The sequence below is a fragment of the Corallococcus terminator genome (assembly GCF_003611635.1).
GTDB lineage: Bacteria > Myxococcota > Myxococcia > Myxococcales > Myxococcaceae > Corallococcus > Corallococcus terminator.
Map to the genome: position 1 here is coordinate 1 of NZ_RAVZ01000126.1, position 25,147 is coordinate 25,147.

Below are 25,147 nucleotides of genomic sequence, written 5' to 3' on the forward strand. Positions count from 1 at the left end.
CGCTCGGGCTGGTCGTGCCACCCATCGCCCCGGCCGGCCCTCTGGTGCCCCGCCCCGGCAACCGGCCCACGGTGTCACTGCCCGCCATCGCGCCCGCAGGTTCCGCGCGTCCGCCCACGCCGCCGCCCGTGCCGGGCCTCGCACCGTCGGTCTCCGCGCTTACCCCGCCGCCTCCGCCCGCCGCGGCGGGAGGCCCGGCGCTCAGCCTGGAGCAGCTCGCGGAGCTGGAGTCCCGCTGCGCGAAGCTGGACCAGACGGACTACTTCGAGCTGCTCGCGTTGGAGCGCTCCGCCATGCCCTCCGACATCAAGAAGGCCTTCTACCGGGAGAGCCGCGTCTACCACCCGGACCGCTTCTTCCAACTGGAGTCCAAGGCGCTCAAGGAGCAGGTGCACGAGCTCTACAAGCGCATCACCGAGGCCTATTACGTCCTGCGCGACGACACCAAGCGCAAGAAGTACCTCGTGGACATCGCCAGCCCGGACCGCGCGCAGAAGCTGCGCTTCACCGACGCCTCCGAAGCGGAGACCAAGGCCGCGGTGAAGAAGGAACAGGAAGAGCAGATCGGCACCCACCCCAAGGGCCGTCAGTTCTACACGCAGGCCCAGAAGGACCTGGACGCCGGCAACCCTTCCGCCGCCGAACGCAACCTGAAGATGGCGCTCACCTACGAGCCCTCCAACGCCCGTTACAAGGAAACCCTCGCGGAAGCGCAGAAGCAGACCGCGGAGAAGTCCAAGGGCGATTCGTCGTTCAAGATCCGCTGAGCGCGCGCGGCACCGGGAGTCCCTTCCATGGCCATCGACCTCATCCTCCTGGGCCTGGTGCTCTTCTTCGGCATCCTGGGCGCCCTCTCCGGTGCGTCCCGGCAGGTGGCCAACACCGCGGGCCTCGCGGTGGGCTACTTCGTCTCACGCAAGCTCGCGCCCATCGTGGGCCCCAAGCTCGCCGTCGCCATGGGCGCCCCGCTGCTCGTGGGCACCCTGGCCGGAACGGTGCTCCTCTTCGTCGTGACGTGGCTCACCGTGCGCTACGCCCTGAGCGCGCTGCTCATGCGCTTCCTCTCCGGACGCAACCCGGACGAGCGCGGACTGGATCGCACCCTGGGCTTCATCCTGGGCGGTGGGAAGATGGCCGCCATCTTCTGGGTCAGCCTGAGCGCGCTCACGTTCCTGGAACAGCACGTCGTCGTCGCTGGCAAGCGCGTGGGCGTGTCACCCATGGGCTCCGTCTCCTTCGAGATGGCCCGCCGCTACAACCTCTTCGAACTCACCCAGTTCGCGCCCCTGAAGGACCTGGTGCGCGTGGCCCAGGCCAGCCAGGACCCGGAGCGCGCACGCAAGCTCCAGGACGACCCGGCCTTCAAGGCCCTGCTCAAGGATCCGCGCTTCCAGGCGGCCCTCAAGCAGCAGGACCTCAAGGGCGCCCTCCAGCGCGGAGACTCCCAGGCCCTGCTGCGCAACGACGCCATCCTCCAGCTCATCCAGGACCCGCAGACGGCGGCGCGGTTGGGCGCCGCCGCTCGGGCCGCGGACAAGCCTCCCGTCAAGCGTTGAGCTCGACGTCGTCCAGGCTGGACAGGCGCGCCTTCACGAACTCCGCGTCCACCGCCACCTGACGGTGCCGCCGCTCGGGCGCCTCGAACATGATGTCCGACATCACGTGCTCCAGGATGGAGCGCAGGCCTCGCGCTCCCAGCCCCCGGGCCACGGAGTAGCGCACCACTTCGCGCAACCCGGCCTCCGGGAAGTCCAGCTCGATGTCGTCCAGGGACAGCAGCTCCTTGAACTCCCGGGTGATGGCATCAGGCGGTTCGGTGAGGACGCGCAGCAGCTCCGGCTCGCCCAGCCGCTCCAACTGCACCATCACCGGCATGCGGCCCAGGAACTCCGCCATCATCCCGAAGTCCACCAACTGCTTCGTGGAGATGCGCTTCTCCTTCTTCTTCGCGCCCAACGCGTCCGCGCCGAAGCCCATGGCCCGGCCGCCCTCATCGCCGAAGTCGTGCAGGTCGCTGAACGTGCCCGCGCAGATGAAGAGGATGTCGCGCGTGTCCACCTGCACGAAGTCGCTCTTGTTCCACGCCTGGGTGACGTTCATGGGCACGTGCACCTCGCGCCCTTCCAGGAGCTTCAAGAGCGACTGCTGGACACCTTCGCCACCGATGTCGCGGCTGCCGGCGCCGTTGCGGGCCCCTTGCGTGCGGCGGGCGATTTTATCCACCTCGTCGATGAAGATGATGCCCCGCTGGGTGTCCTCCACCGAGTGGTTCGACTTGAAGAGCAGGTCGGACACCATCACCTCCACGTCCTTCCCGTAGTAGCCGGCCTCCGTGTACTCGGTGGCGTCCACGGTGGTGAAGGGCACGTTGAGGATGTCCGCCAGGTTGCGCGCGATGTGCGTCTTGCCGCTGCCCGTGGGGCCGATGAGCAGGATGTTGGACTTCTTGATGAGGGACTGACGTCGCATCCGGCGAGCCTGGATGCGCTTGAGGTGGTTGTGCGCGGCGATGGCCACCGCACGCTTCGCGGCTTCCTGTCCGATGACGAAGCGGTCCAACCGCTCGAAGATCTCCCGCGGGGTCAAAGGTGCTTCTTCCCTGCGTGCGGACGACTCCATGTACCCTCCCCTTCTCTCCACTCGGCCTCCCTGGGCTTCCCAGGTGGAAGGGTAGGAATTGGATGCTCACCAGCCCAGCAGGGCCAGCACCCTGTCTGGGGCCCCTGCCTGCCTGCTTGCTCCTCGAACAGGCGGCTATTGAATGCCCGGGACGTTTCCGATAGTCCGGCCCCCCTCCCTTGTTCATGGGAGTTTCCATCCGCCGCACGTCCTACCCGGAGGCAACGAAACAACGATGCCCGCTACCGCCCCTCAGCACCGCTGGACCCTGGCCGATGCCCACGAGCTCTACGGAATCCGGAACTGGGGCTCGCCCTACTTCGGCATCAACGAAAAGGGTCACGTGTGCGTCCATCCGGACGGGCCCACCGCTCCGAGCATGGACCTCAAGGAGCTGGTGGATGAGGTCCGCCGCCGGGGCATCGGCCTGCCGCTGCTCCTGCGCTTCACGGACGTGCTGCGCCACCGCGTCGTCCACCTGAACAACGCGTTCAAGAAGGCCATCGCGGACCAGGGCTACAAGGGCCTGTACCGGGGCGTGTACCCCATCAAGGTGAACCAGCACCGCTACGTGGTGGAGACCATCATCGAGGCGGGCAAGGAGTTCACCTACGGGCTGGAGGCCGGCAGCAAGCCGGAGCTGCTCGCGGTGATGGCGCTGCTGGACAACGAGGACGCGCTCGTCATCTGCAACGGCTACAAGGACGAGGAGTACATCGAGACGGCGCTCTTCTATTCGCGCCTGGGCCGCAACGTCATCCTCGTGGTGGAGAAGCCCAGCGAGCTGCCCCTCATCGCGGAGGTCGCGCGCCGCACCGGCATCGCGCCCCGGCTGGGCATGCGCGTGAAGCTGTCCACGCGCGGCGCCGGCAAGTGGGAGGCGAGCGGAGGCGATCGCTCCAAGTTCGGCCTGTCCTCGTCGGAGCTGATGTCCTGCATCGGCTTCATGAAGGACGCGGGCCTCCTGGCCTCCTTCGAGCTCTTGCACTTCCACCTGGGCAGCCAGATCTCCAACATCCGCAACGTGAAGAACGCGCTGCGCGAGGTGGGCTGCTTCTACGTGGAGGTGGCCCGCCAGGGCGCCCCGCTGAAGTACCTGGACGTGGGCGGCGGCCTGGGCGTGGACTACGACGGCTCCCAGACGAACTTCGCCTCCTCCATGAATTACACGACGGAGGAGTACGCCAACGACGTCGTCTTCGGCGTGATGGAGGCGTGCGACCGCGCGGGCGTGCCGCACCCCACGCTCGTCTCTGAATCCGGCCGCGCCGTCGTCGCGCACCACGCCGTGCTGGTGGTGGACGTGCTGGGCACGAGCGAGTTCGACCCGACGCAGACGCCCGAGAAGGTGGATGAGAAGGCGCCCTCCGTGGTGCGCAACCTCTGGTCCACCTTCCGCGAGGTGACGAACAAGAACGTCATCGAGGCCTTCCACGACGCGCAGGACGCCAAGGAGGAGAGCCTCCAGCTCTTCAGCCTGGGCCACCTGTCGCTGGAGCAGCGCGTGGCGGCGGAGAACCTCTACTGGGCCATCTGCCACAAGATCCTGCGCGTGGCGCGCGAGTCCGGGGAGATTCCGGAGGAGCTGGAGGCGCTGGAGAAGCAGCTCAGCGACACCTACTTCTGCAACTTCTCCGTGTTCCAGTCGCTGCCGGACTCGTGGGCCATTGATCAGCTCTTCCCGATGATGCCCATCCACCGCCTCGCGGAGAAGCCGACCCGCCGCGCGACGCTTGCGGACATCACCTGCGACTCGGACGGGAAGATCGAGCACTTCATCGACAAGCGCGAAGTGAAGGACGCGCTGGAGCTGCACGCGCTCAACAGCGACGACTACTACCTGGGCATCTTCCTGGTGGGCGCGTACCAGGAGATCCTGGGCGACCTGCACAACCTCTTCGGGGACACGCACACGGTGCAGGTGTCGCTGGCGCCGGGCGGCGGCTACCTCATCGACCACGTCGTCGCGGGCGACACGGTCACCGAGGTGCTCAACTACGTCAGCTACAACAAGGACGACCTCGTCGCGAAGCTGCGCAAGTTCACGGAGCTGGCGCTGCGCCAGGGTCGCATCACCCTGGACGAGTCGCGCAACCTCTTGCGCGTCTACGAGGACGGCCTGTCGGGCTACACGTACCTGGAGCGGGAAGTGGACGCGACGTTCACCTCCGCCAGCCAACTGCGCCTGCTGCCCGGGCCGGAGAACGGCGGAATCCGTCCTCCGGTGTCGCCGTCGGGCACCTGATGCCCTGAAGGCTTCAGGCCTCCGTCGGGACCGGCAACGCCTCGCCGGTCTCGACGGACGTGTCCATGAACGCGGCCTCCGTCGCGCGCAGGCGCAGGTTCTGGAGCGTGAGGAGCTGTCCGTCCGCGCGCTCGGCCAGGAAGGCGAAGTCGAACCGCGCCAGGCGCGGCTCCTTCGCGGCCACCTTCTCCAGGCTCTTCCACATGGACACCCGACCATGGGAGCCCACGCAGAGGCCCTCCAGTTCCACCAGCCGGCTCAGCGGGGAGTAGCGCAGCCAGGAGCCATTGAGCTTCAGCCGCGACAGCTTCTCCACCACCCACGCGCCGCCCACCTTCAGCGGATCCGGCTTCATCCCCAGCGTGGACATCACCGACAGGAGCGTGGCGCGGTCCTGCTCCAGCAGGGGAATCAGCGTGGACAGGTAGGCACCCACCGGGTTGCTGCGGTTCTCGTGCTCCGTGCGGCGCGCGAGATCCACCCCCACCGTGGAGCCCAGCAGGTGGTCGTTCAGGTAGATGCCCAGTCGCTTCAGGTTCATGCGGCGCTCCCTCCCCGGGGTGTCGAAAAGCTACAGCCCAGGGTGGGCACGCGGGCCCGTGGCCGCACGTCGCATCCAGGGGCTGGATGGCAAGCAGCCATCCGAGCCCCCGTCAGGCCGCTTCAGTCCGCGTAGGTGAACGACGCGGTGATCTGGGTGTCCGGGTGGAGGCTGCGCGCCACCGGACACTCATGGGCGATCTTCTCCAGCAGCGCGCGCTGGGGCGGAGCGAGCCCCGAGGGCAGCAGGATGGACAGCACCAGTTCGCCAATGCGGCGCGGCGGCGGGGTCATCCGCTTCTCCACCGTCGCGCGCACCTCGCCCAGGGTGAAGCCCTCGCGCGTGGCGGCCAGGTGCATGGTCGTCACGACACACGACGCGAGCGCCGTGGCCACGAGGTCCGTGGGGGAGAAGCTGCCCCCGGTGCCGCCGTTGTCCTTCGGCGCCTCCGTGGGCAACGTCGCGCCCGACGGGCCGTGCGTCACCTGGGTCTTGAACTGGGGAGCGCTCACCAGGGACATCACCACGCCCGTCGCGGGCACCACGGTCTGCTGACTCATCACCGGCTCCTTGGGACTGTGCGGACTGCGAGGAAGGGACCTTCTCTAACGGACGTAGGCGGCGTGGGCCTTCGCGTCCTTCTTCGTGGAGGGCTCAGCCTCCTCGACGCTCCAGTCCAGCGTCTTCATCAGCGACTTGCTGCGCTTCTTGACGTCCGCGTCCAGGAACTTCACGGCCGCGTCCATCTTGTCCATCAGCCGCATGGGCTTGCGCTTGTTCTTCGGCTCGCTGAAGAGCGCGTGCGTGAGCCACGGGAACACCGCCGTCACGTCGCAGTGCACGTACATGGAGCCCGTCTCCACGGCCTCCACGGACACCTTGCCCCAAGTGTGGCCCTCACCGGCCGGGCAGCTCGACAGCGCGCCGTTGTCCACCGGGTCCACGCAGAACTGCACGTCGATGTCGAAGCCCGACGTGGGGACGTTGAGGATTTGATCGAGCAGGGGCTCGCCCTGGAGCGTGTAGTTCTTCGGCACGCCGCCGCCCAAAATCCAGATGGCCAGCTTCCCGCTGCCGTTGTGACGGCAGTAGTGCTGCATCGCGGCCATGGAGAAGACGTCCTCGTTGATGTCGAGCTCGAACTTGAATTCGTCGCCCAGCAGGCGCTTGAGCTTCACGACGTTGAGGAAGATGGAGCCGTCCTGCACCGCGCCCACCCAGATGGGGACGCCGTGCTTGTAGCAGGTGGACAGGAGCGACGGCTGCTTGACGCCCAGCTCCTTCTCGATGCCGTGGATGGCCTTGCCCAGCAGGTAGTGGAACTCCGGCGTGGTCATCTTCTTCTGGAACTCGGGCTGCCGGAGGATGGCGGAGAAGAGGCGGTCGGTGTCGAGCAGCGCCTCCTCCCAGAAGCCCAGGTCGTAGATGCGGATGATGCGCGCCAGGCGGTACTGGAGGTCGCCCGCGTTGGGGTTCACCTCGCGGATGCCGTGGCCGATGATGCGGTGGGCGTCGTGGTAGAGGTTCGCGCCGGTGGTGGTGATGGCGGAGATGATGCCCTTCTCCACCAGCGGGATGAGACAGGACTGGTGGAGGCCCGCGGGCGTCATCGCGCCCGACAGCGTCAGGAAGATGGACGCGTCCTGCTGCACGGACTGCTGCATCAGTTCGAACGCGGTGCGCTCCTGCCGGCCCACGTAGGCGCTGAACGCGTGCGCGAGCAGCTCCGCCGGCTTCTCCTTGCCGGTGATGGGGCGAGGGTCAGCCTTGCGCGCGTTCGCGTAGGCGGCGCGAAGGGTGGACTTCTTCGGGGTCGGGGTCTTGGCCATGGCGCGGCGATCTAACACCGCCAGCCGGACAAGGGGAGGCCCGGCTTCAACCCCGCCCCTCCCCGAAAGGCAGGCACCGGACAGGAACAAACCGCCGGCCGTGCTGATTCACACAGGGCCTGCTCTTCCGGCCCCCGGTCGCATGGACATGGCATAAGAGTGCCTGCCTCCCCGCACGGTCCCCTGGAGGGGGCCCGCCATGATCGACCTGCATTCGCACACCACCGCCAGTGACGGCCAGTACCCGCCCGCGACGCTGGTGGCGCGCGCCGCCGCCGCCGGGGTGACGGTCCTGGCGGTGACCGACCATGACACGGTGGCCGGGCTCGCCGAGGCCCGGGAGGCCGCCCGCGCGCATGGCGTGGAGCTGGTGCCCGGCATCGAGCTGTCCGCCTTCGTCCATGGCAAGGAGGCGCACATCCTGGGCCACTTCCTGCGCCCGGAGGACGCGGAGCTGGCGCGCTTCGCGGACCGGCTGCGCGACGAGCGCACCCAGCGCATGGAGGCGATGGTCGCGCGTCTGCGCGAGCTGGGCTTCCCGGTGCGCATGGAGCAGGTGCTGAAGGTGGCCGGGGACGCGCAGTTGGGGCGACCGCACCTGGCGCGGGTGCTGGTGAACCAGGGTTGGTGCATCGACATGAAGGCCGCCTTCGACCGCTTCCTGGGCACCGGCCGCGCGGCGTGGGTGGAGCGCTTCAAGCTGGAGGGCGCGGAGGCCATCCGCCTCATCCGCAACGCGGGCGGCACCGCGACGCTCGCCCACCCCGGCTCCTCGAAGATGGAGCGCGTGGAGATCAAGGCGCTGGCACAGGCAGGCCTGTCCGGCCTGGAGGTGCTGAGCGTGGACCACAACCCGGGCCTGCGGCAGAAGTACCTGGCGCTGGCGGCGGAGTTCGACCTGGTGCCCACCTTCGGCAGCGACTTCCACGGCGAGGAGGTGTCTCCCGACCACCGCCTGGGCGTCGCGGCCATGCCTCCGGAGCTGTTCCAGAAGCTGCGCGCCCGCGCGCCGTCCGCCTCGGCCTGACGCACCCGCCGCGCTCAGGCGCGCGGCGGCTGGGTCTTGAACCGGCTCGTCACGGCCGTAAGCCCTTCCGCGACGGCCTGGAGGTCCTGGGCGATGCGGGTGGTGCGGCCGGTGGCGTCCACGCCCTGCTTCACGAGGTCCGCCACGTTGCGGGCCCCCTGCACGGCCTGCTCGCTGGACTGACGCTGCTGCCGTGTGGCGATGGTGATCTGCCGCGCCGCCTCGCTGGTGCCGCGCGCCAGGTCCACGATGCGCAGGAAGACGGCCGACGCCTGCTCGGCCACCTCCACGCCCCGGTCGCTCGTCGCCATGCCCACGCGGGCCTTGGACGCGGCCTCCTCGCCGGAGTCCTGCACCTTCTCCACGATGCGGGCGATGTCGCGCGCGGACGCGGACACGTTCTCCGCCAGCTTCCGCATCTCCGCGGCCACCAGTGAGAAGCCCCGGCCCACGTCGCCCGCCTTGGTGCCCTCCAGCGCCGCGTTGAGCGCCAACAGGTCGCTTCTCTCCGCCACCTGGTTGATGACCTGGGCAATCTTGGAGACCTGCTGAAGGTCCTTGTTCAACCCGACGATGGCGTCCGCCACGCCCTTGGACTCGATGCGGATGTCGTTGATGCCCCCCACCACCTGGGCCACCACCGCCATCGCCTCCGCCACCGCGTCATGGGTGCGCCGGGCGCTCGTCTCCACCACCTCCGTGGAGGAGGAGATCTGCTCGGCGGTGCGGCTCAGTTCCTCGAACGTCGCGGCGATCTGCTGCGCGTACGCGGCCTGCTGGCTGATGACGTGCTCCTGATCCGCGGAGGCGCCCATCAGTCCGCGCGACGCGCTGGAAAGCTGCTCCGTGCGCGACACCAGCTCCATCACCGTGGAGCGCAACGTGCCCAGCATCTCGTTGAAGGAGGTCGCCATCAGCCGCACCTCGCCAGCGGCGGACACATCCAGCTCCCCCCGGGACACATCACCCCGGGCCACCTCCCGAGCCACCTGCGTGACACGCGACACGGGATCCGCGATGGCGCGGCTGATGATCACCGCCAGCCCCAGGCCCAGCACCGCGGCGCCCAGGTAGCCCAGCAGGGAATAGCCCTCCGTCGCGGACATCGCGGCCTGCACCTCCTGGGTGCCGAAGCCCGCGCGGTACACGAGGCCGCCATGCTCGCAGCGCACCACCACGGACTCGGGGGGCTGCGTCACCGAGCAGCCACCCGCCGGGGAGGCCACCGGATGGGCCGGGCTGGACGGGACGACACCACGGGACTCGATGACCGTGCCATCCTCGCGGGCCAGCTCCTGGAACCGGAGCGTGAAGCCGCCGGACTCCACCTGGGAGAAGACCTCATCGCGCCGCGCGCGGGCCTCCGGGGAGGTGTCCGTGAGCGCCATCGCCGGGTGGCGGGACACCAGCGTCCCCACCGTCCGGGCGCGCAGGGACAGCACCTCCAGGGCGGCGGCGCGCTGCCGGGCCGGGAAGTACACGCTGCTGAAGAACACCACCGCGAGGCACGGAAGCAGCACCGCGATCGCCACCTGCATCCGTAAACTCAGACGGCCCCACATGTCGGGTGCTCCCAGGCGATGATCGGAAGCCGTTGACGCTAGGCGTCGCCTCCCCCAGCGTCAAACGCCGCCCGGACTCTGGCGTCCCCAGGGCCGGGGCCCGCGTCCGGATCGAGGCGGCAGGCGGATGAGCGGGCCTGATGGGCGCGGCATTTCGGCCGTCTTCTCAAGGGGTTGGCGCTTTGGGGGTGGGGGCGTTTCCCTTTGACACGGCGCCAGCGGTGTCATTAGGTTCCGCGCCCGATGACTACACCCCTCGCACCGTACCTGCCGCTGCTGGTGGTGCTCCTGCTGGCCGGCGTCCTCGCGATGATCATCCCGCAGGTCACCAGCCGCCTGGGCCCCAAGCGCCCGAGCACGACCAAGTCGGCCCCCTTCGAAGCAGGCTCCGAGTCGAGCGGTCCGGCCCGTCAGCGCTTCGCCGTGAAGTTCTACGTGATCGCGCTGTTGTTCATCGTGTTCGACGTGGAAGCGGTGTTCCTGTACCCCTGGGCGGTGAACTTCCAGGCGCTCGGCTGGTTCGGCTACACGGAGATGCTGGTTTTCGCTTCGACCCTGGTCGTGGGCCTTATCTACGTCTGGAAGAAGGGCGCCCTGGACTGGGAGAGCTGAGACATCATGGCTGACACCGATATTGCTCCGATCATCGCCACCCGCCGGGACGAGGCCACGGGCTTCTTCCAGAAGCTGGTGTCCAAGGGCCTGGGTTGGGCCCGCAAGTACTCCCTCTTCACGTACCCGTACGCCACCGCCTGCTGCGGCATGGAGTACATGTCCGTGGCCGCCAGCCGGCACGACATCTCGCGCTTCGGCGCGGAGTTCCCGCGCTTCTCGCCGCGTCAGGCGGACCTGCTGATGGTGGTGGGCACCATCAACCTGAAGCAGGCCCCCATCCTCAAGCGCGTCTACGAGCAGATGACCGAGCCCAAGTGGGTCGTGTCCTTCGGCGTGTGCGCGTCCTCGGGCGGCTTCTACGACAACTACGCGGTGCTCCAGGGCATCGACCGCATCATCCCGGTGGACGTCTACATCCCCGGCTGCCCCCCGCGCCCGGAGCAGGTGCTGGACGGTCTGATGCTGCTGCAGGAGAAGATCGGCAACCAGGTGCACCGCCTGCGCGACACCGGTCAGCCCAACGAGACGGCGGCGAACCACGCCCGCATGCTCTCCAGCGGCAAGTAGCCGCTCGCTTCTCCCGGTTGTCCGAACGGGCCCCGCGCCGCCTCTTCCCAGAGGCCGGTGTCGGGGCCCTCGGCGTTCCAGGGGCTACCAGCGGTGGTACGCGGGGTGGCCTTCCTTCACGGCGACGAAGGTGCCCTTGCAGGTGGCCGTCACCTTGCCGCCCGCGGTGAGCGTGGCTTCGATGATGGCGCGGTCGCCCTTCACCTCCACGGGCTTCGCGGACAGGTGCACTGGCCCCGCCATGGGCGTGGGCCGCTTGAGGACGATGGCGTAGTCGGCGGTGACGGTGCACGGCGGGGAGTCCGCGCCCTGCGCCTTCATCAGGAGGTAGGCGGCCGTCCAGTTGCTGTGACAGTCCAGCAGCGCGCCGATGATGCCGCCACTGAGCACGCCGGGGAACGCCTGGTGGTGCTCCTCCGGCGTCCAGTCCGCGACGACGAGCTCACCCTCCACGCGGCTGCGGATGCGCAGCCCCTTCGGGTTGGCCGGGCCACACCCGAAGCAGGCGTTGTGGGGGGCGTACGTTTCCTGGAGGCCGGGGGTTTCGGTCGTCGACATGGCCGGCGACTCTACGTGAAGCCGACTCGGCGGTGCGCTCGCGCACGTCGTCCAGCCACGCCGCCAGGGCCTCCGCGTCCGGCCCTTCACACTCGCCCGAACAGGTCCGCCGCAGGGTGCCATCCGCCTGCGGGCGGTCCACCCACCAGCGCTCGCCGTCGAAGGCGCCCGCGTCCTTCTCGCGCAGCACCGCGGCATCCGCCGCTTCGCCCATCTCCACCACGCCATCCGGGCGCAGGCGGTACGCATCGAAGGTGCGCGGCACGCCAGGCCAGTGGCCGGGGTCGAAGACCTCCGGGCTCACGTGCGTGTAGCCCGTCTCCGCGTACAGCGGCGCGTACGGACGCGCCTCTCCGCGCAGCAGCGGCGTGAGCGACAGCCCGTCGGCTTCCGGCAGCGCGGGCAGGCCGGACAGCTCCAGCAGCGTGGGGCCCACGTCCACCAGCCGCGCGAGTTCATCCACCTGCGCGGGCGCCAGGCCCCGGCCTCCGGGCGGCTTCACCGCGAGCAGGATGCGGTTCTCCTCTTCGCCCAGGCGGGCCCCGTGCACGGACGTCGCGCCCGCCAGGTCCGGCCGGTCCGCGTGGAAGCTCTCACCGTGATCCGACAGCAGCACGATGAGGGCATCGTCGTAGTGACCGGAGCTTCGAAGCGCGTCGAGCAGCGTGCCCACCTGCGCGTCCGCCTGCGCGAGCAGCTCGTCGTAGAGCCCCTCGGAGCCCTCGCGGTTCCAGGCGCCCTTCGCGCCCGGAGTCACCGGGGCGAAGTGCATGCGCAGTCGGCGGTCCAGCGGTTCGGTGGGAGGCACGTAGCGGCGGTAGAACGGGTACACCGGGTCGCCCGGGAAGTGCGCCGCCGTCGCGTGGAAGGCGAAGAGCAGCGGGCCCTGCGACGCCTCCGACACGAGTCCTTGCGACAGGCGCTCGGCGTAGCCCATCGGATCATGGATGCCGGCCAGCGCTCGGTTGTCGATGAACTCGGGCACCCAGGCGGCGCCCACGGCGTTGTCGGCGAAGAGGCCCAGCGCCCGGTAGCGCAGCTTCTCCAGCGCGAAGTTGAGCGCGCCGCGCGGAGGCTGCCAGCGCCGGGTGAAGCCGGAGGCCGGGCCCTCGAAGTGGAAGCGCGAGCAGTCGGTGGCGAACACCGTGCGCCACCCTGCCTCCGAGTACCGATCCGCGAAGGTGGGCGCGAGCACCACGCGCGCATCGGACGTCAGCGGGTAGCGCACGCCGGTGCGGTACGGCCAGCGCGCGGTGAGCAGCGAGCGCCACGCGGGCTCCGTCTGGGCCACGGGCGTGTAGGCGCGGGTGAAGAGCGTGGCGTCCTGGAGGAAGCGCTCCAGCTCCCCCGGGTCCGCGAGCAGCTCCGAGCGGCGCTGGCGGGCGGGGCCGAAGGTGGTGTGGAAGGCCTCCAGCAGCTTCTTCTTGTAGTCGCCGTAGCCCTTGCCGCCGGCCCTCCAGGTCGCGTCCACCTCCGCGAACTCCGACGCCGGGAGCATCAGCTTGAGCAGGTCGTAGAGGGGCGCGTCCGTGGTGGGCTTGGGCGCCTCCACCGGGGTGGAGTCCGTCTTGATCGACATGATGCGCTTCTTGAGGTCCTTCTCCTCCCCGAAGAGCTCCAGCGTGTTGCCGTAGGACTTGGACATCTTGCGCCCGTCGATGCCGGGCACCGTCGCGGCGGACTCCTGGATGTGGGCGGCGGGCAGCTTGAGGAGGCCGGGCGAGTGGCCGCGCTCCTTGCCTTCCGGATCCGCCGGGTCGTAGCCGGGGACGTACTGGGTGTTGAACTTCACGGCCCAGTCGCGCGCGAACTCGATGTGCTGGATCTGATCCTTGCCCACCGGCACGGCGTCCGCGCTGTAGAGCAGGATGTCCGCGGCCATCAGCACGGGATAGGCGAAGAGGCCGAAGTCCGGGCTGATGCCCTGCGCGACCTTGTCCTTGTAGCTGGTGGCGCGCTCCAGGTTCGACTGCGGCACCACGGTGCCGAGGATCCAGTAGAGCTCCGCCACTTCCTTCACGTCGCTCTGGCGGAAGAGGACGGCCTTCTTCGGATCCAGGCCCAGCGACAGGTACGTGAGCGCCGCTTCGCGCGTCAGCTCCTGCGCGAGCTTCGGCTCCCGCACGGTGTTGAGCGCGTGGTAGTTGGCGATGAAGTAGTAGGCCTCGCCCTGATCCTGGAGCTGCACGAACTGCCGCATGGCCCCGTAATAGTTGCCAATGTGCAGCCTTCCGGACGACTGGACACCTGAGAGAATGCGCATGGGAATCGCGATTCCTTTGACGGGTGGAGGACACGGCTCGTTCGCATACCCGCCGCGCCCCTGCAACCTTCCGTTGAGGACGGCGCCCTGTGGCGAACGCCCGACATCCGAGCCGGGTCCTTCACTGGAATAATGCGGCCGGCCAGGAAAATGCGAGCAGTTCCGGGGGGTTGAGAGGGTTCGGGTCTGTCGCTACCCTGTGGGTGACGGATGCATCAGCCCGCCTTGGAGGGCGCCCACGGATGGAAGCGTTCACAGGAAACCTGGCCAGCTACCGGCTCCAGTTGGTGTTGCCGCCGCTCTACACGGCGCCTGGGTTGGAGGGGACGCTGCGGGTGGAGCGAGGCGCGGTGCGCCGGGAGTTCTACCTGCGGGACGGGCACCTGGTGGGGGTGGCCTCCACGGAGCCAAGAGAGCATCTGGCGCAGGTGCTGGTGAACCTGCGCATCCTGGACGCACCCCGGGCGGCGGCGGCGTTCGAGGCGGCGGAGGGGGCGAACCTGCCCTACGGCACCTTCCTGGTGCAGCGCTGCTTCGTGGAGCTGTCGCAGCTCATCGAGGCGATGGAGCACAAGGCGCGCGAGGCGTTGTTCGACTGCTACGCCTGGGAGTCGGGCGAGGTGGAGTTCACGCCGGGGCTGCCGCTGTCCGCTCGGGCGGTAGGGCTGCGGCTGCCCATGGGGACGCTGCACCGGGACGCGGTGGCGCGCTTGCGCGAGTGGGCGGTGTTCCGGGAGATCTTCCCCCGCCTGGACACAACGTTCCGCGTGTTCCGCGAGTTCGCGGTGGAGACCTTCTCCGAGGAGGAGGACGTGCTGCTGGACCTTGCGGCCGGAGGGGCCACGCTGGGTGAACTGCTGGCGAGCGCCCGGGAAGCCCCGCTGTTCGCCGCGCGATGGGTGCTGCACCTGTACCGGCGGGGCGCGCTGGCGCCGCACCGGGCGAAGGGTCCGCAGGTGGGCGAGTCCACGGAGTTCACGGAGCTGCTGGCGCTGGTGCGGGCGTTCCTGTCGTCGCGCAAGTACGACCACGCGGTGGCGCTGGCGGCGCAGGTGTTGGAGCGGGGGCCGGTGCCGGAGGCGCACGCGCTGTACCGCGAGGCGGAGGTGGGGCTGACGCTGGCGTTGAGCGATGAGCTGTTCGCGCTGGATGGGAGGCTGGTGTTCGAACCCATCCCCCGCCCTGCCCCAGCGGATCTGACGGCGGATGACCTGTATCTGTATTCCAAGCTTCGAGGCAGCCGAAGCATCCGGCAGGCGCTGCGCACGGCGGCGATGGGAGAGCTGGCCGCGTCGCGGTCGGTGTACCGGCTGATGGAGGCGGGGCTGATCCGCGTGGCGCCCCTGGCGGACGGGGCCGTGGAGCCGCCTTCCCCCCGGCGCACCACGACGGATCCGTATGGATTGAACCTGGGGGATTTGATGGGCGGGGGCTGAAGCGCCCGTTGGTCAATCACTCTCCGCCAGTGGGCCGGAAGTTGAGCGCTCAGGCTCCCCGTCGTCCCTTGTGTCCGGGGGAGCCGTTCTGGACCACCAGCGCCGAAGCCACTTCTCCCGAGTCCGAGCTGGACCAGACGAGTACCTCGGTTCCCCTCGCGTACCCGCGAAGCAAGGAGCGCGTGGCGGCAGCGATTGCGATGGCACCGCTGGCCGAGCCCGTGTCGCCAAGAGAGGTCGCAGGGCAGCGAGGCGCGACCGGCAGGTCGTGGGTGCCTGACAGACGCACGAGCGCGTTTCCCCACTCGCGCGCCCGGGTTTCCTGCCCGTTCAGATCTCCGTAGGCATCCGCGATACCCGGGCGCCCCTCCAGGGAGCGAGCCAGGACACCCGCGAGGGCCTGCCCTGTCCCGGGCTGCTGGCGCTCCCGACTGTCGGGCTCCCTTCCCACGTGGACGGCCTCGATGAAGGCCTCCACCCGTGCGCCACGGCGACGCGCCTCGCTCTCGCCTTCCAACAGGAGGGCCACGGCGGCCTGCCCCGGCATCATTCCCACGGGACGTTGAGTCGTTTTGAGCATCCCCCGCTGCGCCAACCACATGACGTCGTCATCGCCTACGAGGCTGTCCACGGCCAGGACGATGACGCGACGCACCCGACCGGACTGAAGCTCCTGCCGGGCCTCATGGATGGCCTCCAACACCGACGCATGACCCGACATGAACCGGCGACCGCGCCCAGCGACGGCGGGCAGTTGCGTCTCCGCCAGCACCGAGGCAACGAGGCGCTCTTCGAGCAGTTCCTCGAAGGTGGCCCCCAGGTCCTCCATCCGTGGACGCGACAGACAGGAGAAGAGTGCTGTTGATGCCCAGAACCCCTTGTCCCGCCGGTCCAGTCCTGCATAGCAAACGAGATCGTTCAAGGCATGCGCGGCCATGAGCGTGTAGAGCCCGAGGCCCTCGAACCCGTTCGTGATGCCCTGGAGTGGATGTCCCACGACGCGCTCCACCCCCTCTTCGTCATCCTCCGAGTAGACCTCGAAGCGCAGCGGCGCGGGCCGCGCCATCCCGCAGCGAAGCGCCGCGCAAGCGGAGATGACGTCTTCGCCCAGGGTGCTGAGCATTCCCAGGCCGGTGATGGCCAGACGCATGAGCGCTTCCCGTTCGCCGCTCAGCCCATGACGGGTGAAGGCAGAATTCGCGTGAGGTCCCGCAGGATGGCCGCGGGGATGAAATCGTAGCGACCCTCGGTCTTCACTTCCCGGAGTCGGGCCACCTTGACGAGCGCGGCGCCCTCGATGAAGACGTGGGCTTCTGTGCGGTCATGGTAGGGGTCCACGGGACGGGTCTCCCGCGCGTGCTCGATGGCGACACGCCAGTCATCCGTCAGCGTCCGCAGTGCCTCCTCGAATGCTCGTGCATCCACGCGGAGCACGGCATCGAGGGCGCTCAGCCTGGCCGTCCCCACCTCCTCCAGCAGTTCCTTCAGCCGCCGCGCGTCTGTTGGATCCACCTGCCCGTCCATGAGCGAGGTGAGGAGTTTGAAGAAGAGGAAATCCTCTTCTTCCTCCACGTCTGACCACCACGTCGCTGGCATGACCCTGCTGATCTCCCGAGCCAGATCCCAGGCGCCGATGCAGAGCGCGTCCAGCAGAGGGGCGCCCCGGCTTCGGGCCAGCAATGAGCGCTCCGCCTTCGCGTCTGGCTGCCGCGTGCGCAGCAGCAGGTACATCTCCGCGCTGCTGAAGAGGTTCTCGGTGAACTCTTGCACGTCGTGGTGGGCCAGCAGGTGGCCACAGCCGATGCGCCGGTAGAGCTGGCAGAGTTCCAGCAGCCGCGAGGGCTCCGCCGCTTCTGCGTCCGCGAGCTGGCCCAGGTGTCGCACCAGCAGGGTGCTCAGGTTGCGGAGGGTGAGTTCGAGCCCTTTGATGCTCATGTCATGAACTCGCCCAACGGGAGTGCCACCAGCCCGCCATCCATCCCTTGGGCCTTGAGCGCGTCCAGCAGGTCGGAGCGGATGAGCTTCACATCCGGTTCTTCGGCCAACCGGAACAGCTTCGCGTCCGTGGGAATCTGCTCCTCCCGGACCTGAATCTTATGGATGCTGGAGATCTCCTTCACCCCTGGCGTGCTCACGGCTTCTCCCGTGAACAGGCTGTACTCGGCGCGGTCGAAGTCGAAGCAGGCAACCTTCAGCAGCGGGTTGATGAGGAGATACTTCTCCGGCCGGACCTTGCCCTTCTTGTCCTTGAGAACGAACGGCAGGTACTCGGCCTGCTCACGCGTGACGCCCTCGGCCTTCAAGAGGTCGCAGACCCGCTCCGTGGCGAGGAGGAGACGAGACGTCGTGTAGAGGAAGTCCGTGAAGCGGGGACCGGATTTCGAGGAGAGGGCCACCTCCGTGGTCGGCGGAAAATCCAGGCCGATGGGCACTCCCCGACGGACCCGGATGGGCTCGGGGAGGTGACGCGCGGAGAACGGCTCGGTCGCGGCGTTCTCGGCACCCGGAAAATGCGGCAGCGTGAAGTATGAAAATCCGGTCTGGGCCATCAGAGAGACACTTTCCTGTCGATGATCTGTTGGTACATCGTCCGCGACAACTCATCCAACCGTTGCTTCAAACGAGCCCCGGCCTTCTTCTCCGCTTCGTGCGCGTCGTCCTTGCTGGCCGCGAGTTCCTGGTCCAGCTCTTCCGCGATCCGTTGGACCTTGATCTCGACCTGGTCGGAATACGCATCATGCCCGGTCGCCCCCCAGGGACAGTGCGGCGGCAGCCCCAGGATGTCGGCGATGGTGACGTCATCCGGCAGCAGGATGACGTTCCCTTCGTTGTGGACGTTCCACTTCGCCTCCATCAAGGCCGAAATGCGCTGCTGGAAGGAGGTCTGCGCGTCGGGCAGGCGCAGAACTCCGTTGCGCAGCGTCGTGTCCGGGATGATGTGGTGGTGCTCGTGGTCGTACGGGTACCACGCCCCCAGCCGCGCAGGTTCGTGGTTCGGCGCGAAGCCAATGGGCGCCAATCCCAGCGACTCGGCCTTCAGGTTCCCCGCCATTCCCAGATAGTGGACATTGATGAAGCGTGGCTCGAGCGTGTACCCGACATCCCAGGCCTTCTCGTTCACGGCGAGCCGCTTGAAGGCATCCGCGAACGCGCCAAAGTACTTGCCCAGGAGCGCGCTCGGGCCCGTCTTCCGCATGGCCTGCACCTGCTTCAAGGTCACATACCAGCGATGGTGGACGCGGCTGGGGAGCGTCTCTCCGTTGGCCTTGGCTGTCGAGCGCTGCTGGGACAGATCGCTCAGTTTCTTCTCGGCCGCCTGCTGCTGGGCCTTGATGGCTTCGTCATACTGCTGCTTGAGCGCATCCTGATTGCCTCGGACCTTTTCAACCCTGGCCGGGTCCGGCTTGTACTTCGCCGCGCGTGCGCCCTTCGCTATCTTGAAACTGTTGTTCTGGTAGTGGCAGGGATGCGATCGCCAATCCCCCTTGGGGATGTAGTGCTTCCAGAGACAGCCGCTCTCCTTGGGCTTCTTTTCGTGCTCCCGCTTGAGTTCTGCCTGCGTCTGATAATGTTTTGGCGCCATGCTGCCCCCCTGCTGAGTCCCTGATTCGGGATGTTAGCACTCCTCCCCCACAGGCATCCGCGACTGGGGATGCCTTCCCCCGTCAGATCCCCACCCGCTGCACGACGCGCGGCTCCGGGTACTTGCTCTTGATGACGACCTGGTGCGTACCCGGTTCGTACTCGTACGTCAGTTTGCCGGACTTCTTCGGCTTCGACTGGGGGAGCTGCGAGAACCGCGACCATGCGGCCTCCCGCTTCGCCCGGGTCAACGGATCCGCGCCCTCCAGGGACACGAGTTGCTCCTGGGCGAACGCATCACCCGCCCGGTCCGCGGCCTTGACCTGCTCCTGATTGAAGGGGTTGTCGGCCTGCGGCTGGAGGTCCTGCATGAACATGTCCAGTTCGAGCTGGCTCTGCGCGTCGAGTTGCTCCTGCTCCAGTTGGGTGAACGGGTTGCGCACCATCTGGATGCGGTGGCGCAGCGTCAGCTCGGACTCCACGCGGGACGCGCCCGTCGTGTCATCGAACGAGGCGGCCCCCGTCCGCGCGCTCATCTTCACGTTCAGGTACTTGCACAGGCCCGCGTAGAACTTGAACGCGAACGCGCTGGACAGGTCCGGCCCCGCGACCCCTCCCAGCCGGTCCGGATCATGGGACACGTCGAACTGCGCCGACCGCGCGCCGTAGCACATCACCAGGGACAGGCTGATGGGACGGCTGCCGACATGATCCCTCAGGAACGAGAGCACGATGTCCGCAGCCTTGTCGTACGACACCTTGGGCGCGTCGTGCTGGGGCAGCGAGTAGCCGTACGTGGTGTCGTCGTACAGGCCGTGCATGCCCACCATGATCTTGCTGCACTGCGGATGCTTCAGGAAGAAGCCGCGCACCTGCGCCCTCGCCTGCTCGTAGGCGGCGAGGGGGCCGGGATCCCGCCCCAGCGGCGTTTCCAGATACCGTTGATGCTCCGCCACGCTGGCGAAGCAATCCACCCGCTCCACCACGGACGCGCCCCACCACCACGCGGAGAAACGGTTCATCCGGGAGGCCTCATCCTGCTTCTGGTACTTCGCGAGGATCCTCGGAATCGAGTTGTTGGTGGCGTTGTCGGTGGGCGATGCGAAGTTGAGGTAGAGGATCTTCATCAGGGTCGGGAACGGTAGCACCGGGTGCCGGTCAGCCTCCGGTGTGTCACCGCAGATCTTCGAGCAGCGCGGTCTGGAGCGCCTTGCGGTTTTCCGGGAAGTGCTGGTTGGGATAGGACCGTGCGCCCGCCAGGAGGGGCTCGTACTTCTGGTACATCGGGTCGGAGCGCGCGGGCTCCTGCTGGTAGAAGGCGCGGTTGGCCTGGAGCAGGTAGCGAGGCCGGGTGCCTTCGGGGCCATCCTTGCTGAAGGCGATGAGGCTGCGCGTCTCCGGGGCCTGCATGAACCGGGTGACGGCCCGTGCGTCCTCCGCGCACGTCCCGGTGCAGTTCGCATTCAGCACCAGCGCGTCCACGAACACCGCCGGGGCCGAGCCCGTGCCGAGCGGCACCGAGATGACCTCCGGCAGCGGCATGCTGGGCTGGGCCTGGAGGATGTAGAACAGGCGCTCGGTGTAGCCCATGAAGCCGTTGGCCTGCTCCTGGGCGAAGGACACTTCCGCCACCGTGTTGTCCGCGTAGGTGCCATCCAGGCACGGATTGGCGCCCGTCTCGCTCGCGCAACTGTCGACGACCTCATCGAAGGCCCCCACCGCCTTCGCGTCCAGCGGCAGGGTGAGGGCGCTGGCGAGCGCATCCCCAGGATGGGTGTCCGCCCAGGCGTCGATGTACGAGGATGGCAGCGTCCAGCTTCCATCGAAGTTCGCCGCCAGCGGGCGCTTGCCGGCGGAGACCTCCCGGAGGATCCGCACCAGCGAGGCGCTGTCGGTGGCGGACCGGATGTTCGTGCTCCGCGAATACACGACGTAGGTGCACAGGTACGTGGGCGCGCCATAGCTCGCACCGGACACGCGGACGGCCTCCTCGGCCGCGGGATGCACGACGCCCGCCTCCTGCGTGACGGGCTGGATCCACCCCTTCGACACGAGCGAGCCCAACACCAGCGTGTCCACCTCCACCAACTGCGCGGCCCCCGTCCCCGTGCCCAGGAGCTGGTTCAACGTGCCCCCCTCGTCCAGGTCATAGACATCCAGGTTCGCGTCGAACACCACCTCCAGGTCGATGTCCTCGTGGGCCCGCTCGAAGTCGGCCTCGAGCCGCTGCTTGAGGCTCGCGAACTGGTCCCCCGCCGAATCCGGGATGTAGGGGAACAGCACTGCCTTCAGCGGACGCCGCTCGACAGGCACGGGGTCGGGCGTTTCCGAGCAGGCGCTCAGGACAAGGACGGCGGGACAGAGCAGGACACTCCACTTCATGGCGGGGGACCTCGGTTCCTGGACGCAGGCAGGGATGCTCGCGCTGGATGCGGCCGAGCACGATACGACCCTGGCGCCCCCACGTGCACCCCGGGTGCGTGTGGGGCCGGAGGAAAACCAGCAGGGTCGCGATCCGCTCCCGCCCTTCCCTCCGGGCTTGAATCCAAGAGACCTGATGGGCGGTAGTGGAGCCCATGCTCTTTCGTCCCTATTTGAAGATGGCCGCGGTGGGTCACAACCGGGGCCAGACGGGGGCTTCGGGAAGCTGGGTGGCCCTGGAAAAGCTCCATGGGGCCCAGCTCGTTCTGGGGGCCCAGGATGAGCAGGTCCACTTCGGCAAGCGCAAGGCCTGGCTCACCGAAGAAGACCCCTTCTTCGGATGGCAGTTGCTACGCCTCCCATTGAGCAGCGCGGCGCGGAAGCTTGCGCATACGGTCTGTGCGCGGGGCGAGCGGCTCTACCTCTACGGAGAACTGGTGGGCGGTCGCTATCCCCACCCGGAAGTGCCTGCCGTGCCCGGCATGGCCCCCGTGCAGACGGGCATCTGGTATGCGCCCGATCTCCAGTGGATCCTCTTCGACATCCTGGTCGCCCGCTCCGACGAGGATGAGGGGGAGTTCCTGCCCCACCGGGACGTGGAAGAGGTGGCCCGCACGGCAGGAGTGCTGACGCCACCGGTCGTGCGCCGGGGAACGCGTTCGGAGATGGAGGCCGTGCCCACGCGCTCCCTGTCCCGTCTCCCAGTACTGCTGGGCCTTCCGCCCATCCCTGACAACTGGGCCGAGGGCCTGGTCATCAAGAGCGAACAGCGCTCGTCGCCCAGCCAACGCGCCGCCGTGAAGCGGAAGATCGAGGAGTTCAACGAGGCCCGCTTCGATGAGAGCGCCCCGTGGGATCCCCAGCAGCGGTTGTCCCTGTCGGAGCTGAAGGACTGGGCTTCGCGACTGGTGAACCCGGCGCGGATCGCCAGTGCAATCTCGAAGTGCGGAAGGAGCGACGCGGACCTGGTGGTGGGCGAGGTGGAGCTGGATGTCCGGGTCGACCTCGAACTGACCTTCCCTTCAGCGTGTCAGGCATTGGACCCGGCCGGAGAGGAGGGTCTGTCCGCGCACATCCGTGAGCAGGCCCGGCCCCTCGTCAGCAAGGCACTCGAATCCACCGGGGCTTGACTCAGCGGACAACCCCGGTCGCGTCGTAGATGGTCTTGGTGGAAGAACCCGTATTGACCACGACTTCGTCGCCGGCCACGCCGTCGATGTTGGCAATCCTGTTCAAGCCCTGGTACCCGACGATGGCGTAGTTCACCGTGGTGCGGTTGGCATCACGGATGATCTTCACCGCCGTGCCGCTGTTGGTGATCAATTCGGTGCCCGGCTTTCCGTTCGTGTCGCGGACGCCCAGAAGCGTCCAGGGGCTGGCGGAGATGACGTAGTCGCGGGTCGCGGGAACCTTCTGCTCGATAACCCTCACCGCGGAGCCCAGTTTGACGACCAGCTCGTTCGCGCCATCACCGTTCAGGTCATGGAAGCCCAGTGGAGCCCAGGGACTCGTGGAGATGGCGAAGTCCCGCGTCGCCGGGAGCCGATGGGTGATGACCCGGATGAAGGAGCTGACGTTGATGGCCAGTTCCGCACCCGCGACACCATCCATGTTGCTGATGCCAATCAGGGACCAGGAGCCCGTGGAGATGGCGTAGTCCCGCGTCGCGGGGATCCGGTAGGTGATCACCCGGATGAAGCTCCCGACGTTGACGGCCAGCTCTTCGCCGGCCATGCCATCCAGGTCCGCTACGGCGAGCAACGACCAACTGCCCGACGAGATGGCGTAGGTGCGCGTGAAGCCACTCGCCTCCTGGATGTCGATGGCGCTCAGGTTCTTGTAGACCGACTCGGGAACACCATCTCCATTCAGGTCCCACGCCCCAAGCAACGTGCGCGCCGCGAATGCCGGGCTCGCGCCCAGAAGGAACAGCAGCAGCACCGCGTGGACACTCCACCTGGCTGAGTCCCCTGCCTTGATCATGAACATGTGTGCTTCCCCCCTGAGGGTTTGATGCCTCGCACAAGCAAGGCGCGACCCGAACCTTCTGCTTACCTGGGTGGGAAGGGGCCACGTCGCCAAAAACAACGCGGTCCATGATGAGGAGTAAGAATCTTTGACTCCCAGTCGGCAGCGCTCCCCCACGGCTGGGGTTGCCCCGTCAATGGAGCGTGCAGGCCCGGGGGCCCAGTTCCCGGGCCCCCTTGCACCCCGCGTGCGGGGAGTGCCCAGATGAGTCCCCATCACCCCAGAAGGGACATCTCGAATGAAACGCAACGTGTGGAGCGGTTGGAATCTCGTGTGGGCGGTGGCGACGGGCGCCATCGTCGCGAGCAGCGGGGCCTGCGGCGGCGATGACGGCGATCCGGATCCGGGCCCTGGGCCGACGGACGCTGGCACCCAGGCGGATGCCGGCGCCGCGCAGCCCATCGAGGAAGGCCGTGCGCTCACGACCTCCAACGGAAACCTTATCGTGGTGGGCTCCACGGAGCAGAACCCGACCGCCACCGGCGTGGACCTCCTGGTCCGCCGCTATACGGCTTCCGGAACCCTGGACACGACGTTCGGCACGCAGGGCTCGGTGGTCGTTGACTTCGAGGGACCGGCGACGGGCGCCATCTCCGGACAGCGCGAACAGGACGACCGCGCGGACACCGTGGCGGTGTTCCCGGACGGCAGCCTGCTGGTCGCGGGCTTCGCCCAGGGCGGCGTGAAGTCCGACTCGCGCGACTTCGCCGTGGTGAAGCTCACCGCCAACGGGCAGTTGGACACCAGCTTCAACAAGACGGGCCGCTCCCGGCTGCACTTCGGCGCGGAGGGCAGTGTCGAGTTCCGGGGCGCGGTGCACAGCGTCCTGCCCATGGCGAACGGACTCTTCTACGTCGGCGGCTTCCTCACGAAGTCCGACGGACTGGACGAGGACTTCGCGCTGATCCGCTACAAGGCGGACGGCTCGCTCGACACGTCCTTCACGTCCGCGGGGAGCCCCGCGGGAAGCTGGATTGGCGGCGCGTACACGAACGCTGAATCCGTCCAGGGCATCGTGCTCCAGGGCACGAGCCTCGTCATCGGCGGTGGTGACGACTTCGCGGCGGTGCGCATCCGGCCGGCCGGAAACCAGGACATGACGTTCGGTACGTCGGGGCTCGCGAAGAGCGTGGGCGGCCGGGCCCACGCCATGGTGGCCCGTCCGAGCGGCGGCTTCCTGCTCGCGGGCGAGCGGCAGGACGTGAAGGTGGGCGGCACCGGCTACGGGGTGATGAAGCTCGTGGCCTACACGGCCGAGGGCAAGCCTGACGTCACCTTCGGCCCCGAAGGCGTGCGCGAGTACACCGCCCCCGAGGACGTGCTCGACGTGGTGGACGTCAGCGGCCTTGCCATCCAGGCCGACGGGAAGATCCTCGTCTACGCCAACGTGCGCGCGAAGCCCGCGCTGTTCCGCTTCCTGACCAATGGTGATCTGGACACGGCGTTCGGAACCGGCGGCGTGGTGCGCTGGCCGGAGACGCAGCTCACCCTGCCCCTCTTCATCCGCCCCACCACCGGGCCCAAGCTGGTCGTCAGCGGCAACACGGCGTTCGTCACCGACGCGAACATCTACACCCCGGGGTTCTTCCCCGGCCCCGCGCGCCTGCTCCTGAAGAGCACCGGGCTGTAGCGGTGCGCCACGGGGTCCTCGGCGGCTGACGCGAAGCTGACACAGCGGATCGCCCCTGGGGACAGCCTCCGGTGTGACTGCCGCACATTCCCGGCGCGCGGCCTGCACCCACCACCCGGAAGCCCTACCCTCCCCTGTCATCGCGCTGGCGCGGTGCCAGGGGAGGAAGCCATGGCCTCACGGAAGCGCTCGAAGCCGTCACCCCGAAGCAAGCCTCCCCTCCC

23 protein-coding genes are annotated in these 25,147 nt (G+C 68.1%); 9 read left to right on the plus strand and 14 right to left on the minus strand.

Features of this window, described 5'->3' with window-relative positions; all coding sequences use genetic code 11:
- Together D7V88_RS19090 and D7V88_RS19095 are read left to right on the plus strand one after the other, a co-directional pair.
- The coding region (locus D7V88_RS19090) for a J domain-containing protein (protein ID WP_341870689.1) at positions 1-767 on the plus strand (767 nt) is incomplete at its 5' end.
- A gap of 27 nt (positions 768-794) precedes the next feature.
- A complete protein-coding gene (locus tag D7V88_RS19095) occupies positions 795-1,556 on the plus strand; it encodes a CvpA family protein (protein WP_120542083.1) in 762 nt (253 codons plus the stop codon).
- Here D7V88_RS19095 and clpX read toward each other — a convergent pair.
- Positions 1,546-2,619 (minus strand): ATP-dependent Clp protease ATP-binding subunit ClpX, encoded by a 1,074-nt coding sequence (clpX, locus tag D7V88_RS19100; protein WP_120542084.1) that lies wholly within the window; start codon positions 2,617-2,619, stop codon positions 1,546-1,548. The genes D7V88_RS19095 and clpX overlap by 11 nt on opposite strands.
- Before the next feature lie 235 nt (positions 2,620-2,854).
- On the opposite strand from clpX, the gene speA reads away from it, so the two are divergent.
- Positions 2,855-4,864, plus strand: a complete 2,010-nt coding sequence (gene speA, locus D7V88_RS19105; protein ID WP_120542085.1) for a biosynthetic arginine decarboxylase — start codon at positions 2,855-2,857, stop codon at positions 4,862-4,864.
- A 13-nt stretch (positions 4,865-4,877) separates the two neighbouring features.
- On the opposite strand, the gene D7V88_RS19110 is transcribed toward speA, so the two are convergent.
- From D7V88_RS19110 to D7V88_RS19120, 3 genes are all read right to left on the minus strand, one after another.
- The gene (locus tag D7V88_RS19110; protein WP_120542086.1) at positions 4,878-5,405 is read right to left on the minus strand and encodes a hypothetical protein; all 528 of its coding nucleotides are present in this window, start codon (positions 5,403-5,405) and stop codon (positions 4,878-4,880) included.
- Between the two features lie 122 nt (positions 5,406-5,527).
- A complete protein-coding gene (locus tag D7V88_RS19115; RefSeq protein WP_120542087.1) occupies positions 5,528-5,965 on the minus strand; it encodes an OsmC family protein in 438 nt (145 codons plus the stop codon).
- Between the two features lie 45 nt (positions 5,966-6,010).
- Positions 6,011-7,234: a deoxyhypusine synthase family protein gene (locus tag D7V88_RS19120; protein ID WP_120542088.1), complete on the minus strand. Its 1,224-nt coding sequence runs from the start codon at positions 7,232-7,234 to the stop codon at positions 6,011-6,013.
- Between the two features lie 199 nt (positions 7,235-7,433).
- Between D7V88_RS19120 and D7V88_RS19125 the strand changes: the two genes are divergently transcribed.
- On the plus strand, positions 7,434-8,261 hold the full coding sequence (locus D7V88_RS19125; protein ID WP_120542089.1) for a PHP domain-containing protein: 828 nt from the start codon (positions 7,434-7,436) through the stop codon (positions 8,259-8,261).
- A gap of 14 nt (positions 8,262-8,275) precedes the next feature.
- Here the strand turns inward: D7V88_RS19125 and D7V88_RS19130 are convergent, their stop codons facing one another.
- A complete protein-coding gene (locus tag D7V88_RS19130; protein ID WP_120542090.1) occupies positions 8,276-9,823 on the minus strand; it encodes a methyl-accepting chemotaxis protein in 1,548 nt (515 codons plus the stop codon).
- A gap of 243 nt (positions 9,824-10,066) precedes the next feature.
- Between D7V88_RS19130 and D7V88_RS19135 the strand changes: the two genes are divergently transcribed.
- The gene (locus tag D7V88_RS19135; RefSeq protein ID WP_120532077.1) at positions 10,067-10,435 is read left to right on the plus strand and encodes an NADH-quinone oxidoreductase subunit A; all 369 of its coding nucleotides are present in this window, start codon (positions 10,067-10,069) and stop codon (positions 10,433-10,435) included.
- Positions 10,436-10,441: 6 nt separating this feature from the next.
- On the plus strand, positions 10,442-11,005 hold the full coding sequence (locus D7V88_RS19140) for an NADH-quinone oxidoreductase subunit B (protein ID WP_120542091.1): 564 nt from the start codon (positions 10,442-10,444) through the stop codon (positions 11,003-11,005).
- 84 nt (positions 11,006-11,089) lie between these two features.
- Here the strand turns inward: D7V88_RS19140 and D7V88_RS19145 are convergent, their stop codons facing one another.
- A complete protein-coding gene (locus D7V88_RS19145; RefSeq protein WP_120542092.1) occupies positions 11,090-11,563 on the minus strand; it encodes a PaaI family thioesterase in 474 nt (157 codons plus the stop codon).
- Entirely contained in the window at positions 11,448-13,826 is a 2,379-nt protein-coding gene (gene trpS, locus D7V88_RS44485; protein WP_120542093.1) for a tryptophan--tRNA ligase, read from the minus strand. The genes D7V88_RS19145 and trpS overlap by 116 nt, the downstream gene beginning before the upstream one ends.
- Before the next feature lie 242 nt (positions 13,827-14,068).
- On the opposite strand from trpS, the gene D7V88_RS19155 reads away from it, so the two are divergent.
- Positions 14,069-15,262, plus strand: a complete 1,194-nt coding sequence (locus D7V88_RS19155; protein WP_120542094.1) for a DUF4388 domain-containing protein — start codon at positions 14,069-14,071, stop codon at positions 15,260-15,262.
- Between the two features lie 49 nt (positions 15,263-15,311).
- Here D7V88_RS19155 and D7V88_RS19160 read toward each other — a convergent pair whose 3' ends face one another.
- The 6 genes from D7V88_RS19160 to D7V88_RS19185 form a co-directional block, all read right to left on the minus strand.
- Entirely contained in the window at positions 15,312-16,412 is a 1,101-nt protein-coding gene (locus D7V88_RS19160) for a beta-ketoacyl synthase N-terminal-like domain-containing protein (protein WP_120542095.1), read from the minus strand.
- A 20-nt stretch (positions 16,413-16,432) separates the two neighbouring features.
- Positions 16,433-17,197: an immunity 49 family protein gene (locus tag D7V88_RS19165; RefSeq protein ID WP_120542096.1), complete on the minus strand. Its 765-nt coding sequence runs from the start codon at positions 17,195-17,197 to the stop codon at positions 16,433-16,435.
- A complete protein-coding gene (locus D7V88_RS19170; protein ID WP_120542097.1) occupies positions 17,194-17,811 on the minus strand; it encodes a hypothetical protein in 618 nt (205 codons plus the stop codon). Before D7V88_RS19170 ends, D7V88_RS19165 begins: the two co-directional genes overlap by 4 nt.
- Positions 17,811-18,845, minus strand: coding sequence for an AHH domain-containing protein (locus D7V88_RS19175; protein ID WP_120542098.1), 1,035 nt, complete (start codon positions 18,843-18,845; stop codon positions 17,811-17,813). Before D7V88_RS19175 ends, D7V88_RS19170 begins: the two co-directional genes overlap by 1 nt.
- An 82-nt stretch (positions 18,846-18,927) precedes the next feature.
- A complete protein-coding gene (locus D7V88_RS19180; protein WP_147448780.1) occupies positions 18,928-19,992 on the minus strand; it encodes a hypothetical protein in 1,065 nt (354 codons plus the stop codon).
- 25 nt (positions 19,993-20,017) lie between these two features.
- Positions 20,018-21,226, minus strand: coding sequence for an extracellular solute-binding protein (locus D7V88_RS19185; RefSeq protein ID WP_120542100.1), 1,209 nt, complete (start codon positions 21,224-21,226; stop codon positions 20,018-20,020).
- A gap of 194 nt (positions 21,227-21,420) precedes the next feature.
- Between D7V88_RS19185 and D7V88_RS19190 the strand changes: the two genes are divergently transcribed.
- Positions 21,421-22,395, plus strand: coding sequence for an RNA ligase family protein (locus tag D7V88_RS19190; RefSeq protein ID WP_120542101.1), 975 nt, complete (start codon positions 21,421-21,423; stop codon positions 22,393-22,395).
- 1 nt (position 22,396) lies between these two features.
- On the opposite strand, the gene D7V88_RS19195 is transcribed toward D7V88_RS19190, so the two are convergent.
- The gene (locus tag D7V88_RS19195) at positions 22,397-23,254 is read right to left on the minus strand and encodes a PA5033 family protein (RefSeq protein WP_147448781.1); all 858 of its coding nucleotides are present in this window, start codon (positions 23,252-23,254) and stop codon (positions 22,397-22,399) included.
- 277 nt (positions 23,255-23,531) lie between these two features.
- Here D7V88_RS19195 and D7V88_RS19200 point away from each other — a divergent pair, with 277 nt between their 5' ends.
- On the plus strand, positions 23,532-24,923 hold the full coding sequence (locus tag D7V88_RS19200) for a delta-60 repeat domain-containing protein (protein ID WP_120542103.1): 1,392 nt from the start codon (positions 23,532-23,534) through the stop codon (positions 24,921-24,923).
- Positions 24,924-25,147 lie beyond the last annotated feature (224 nt).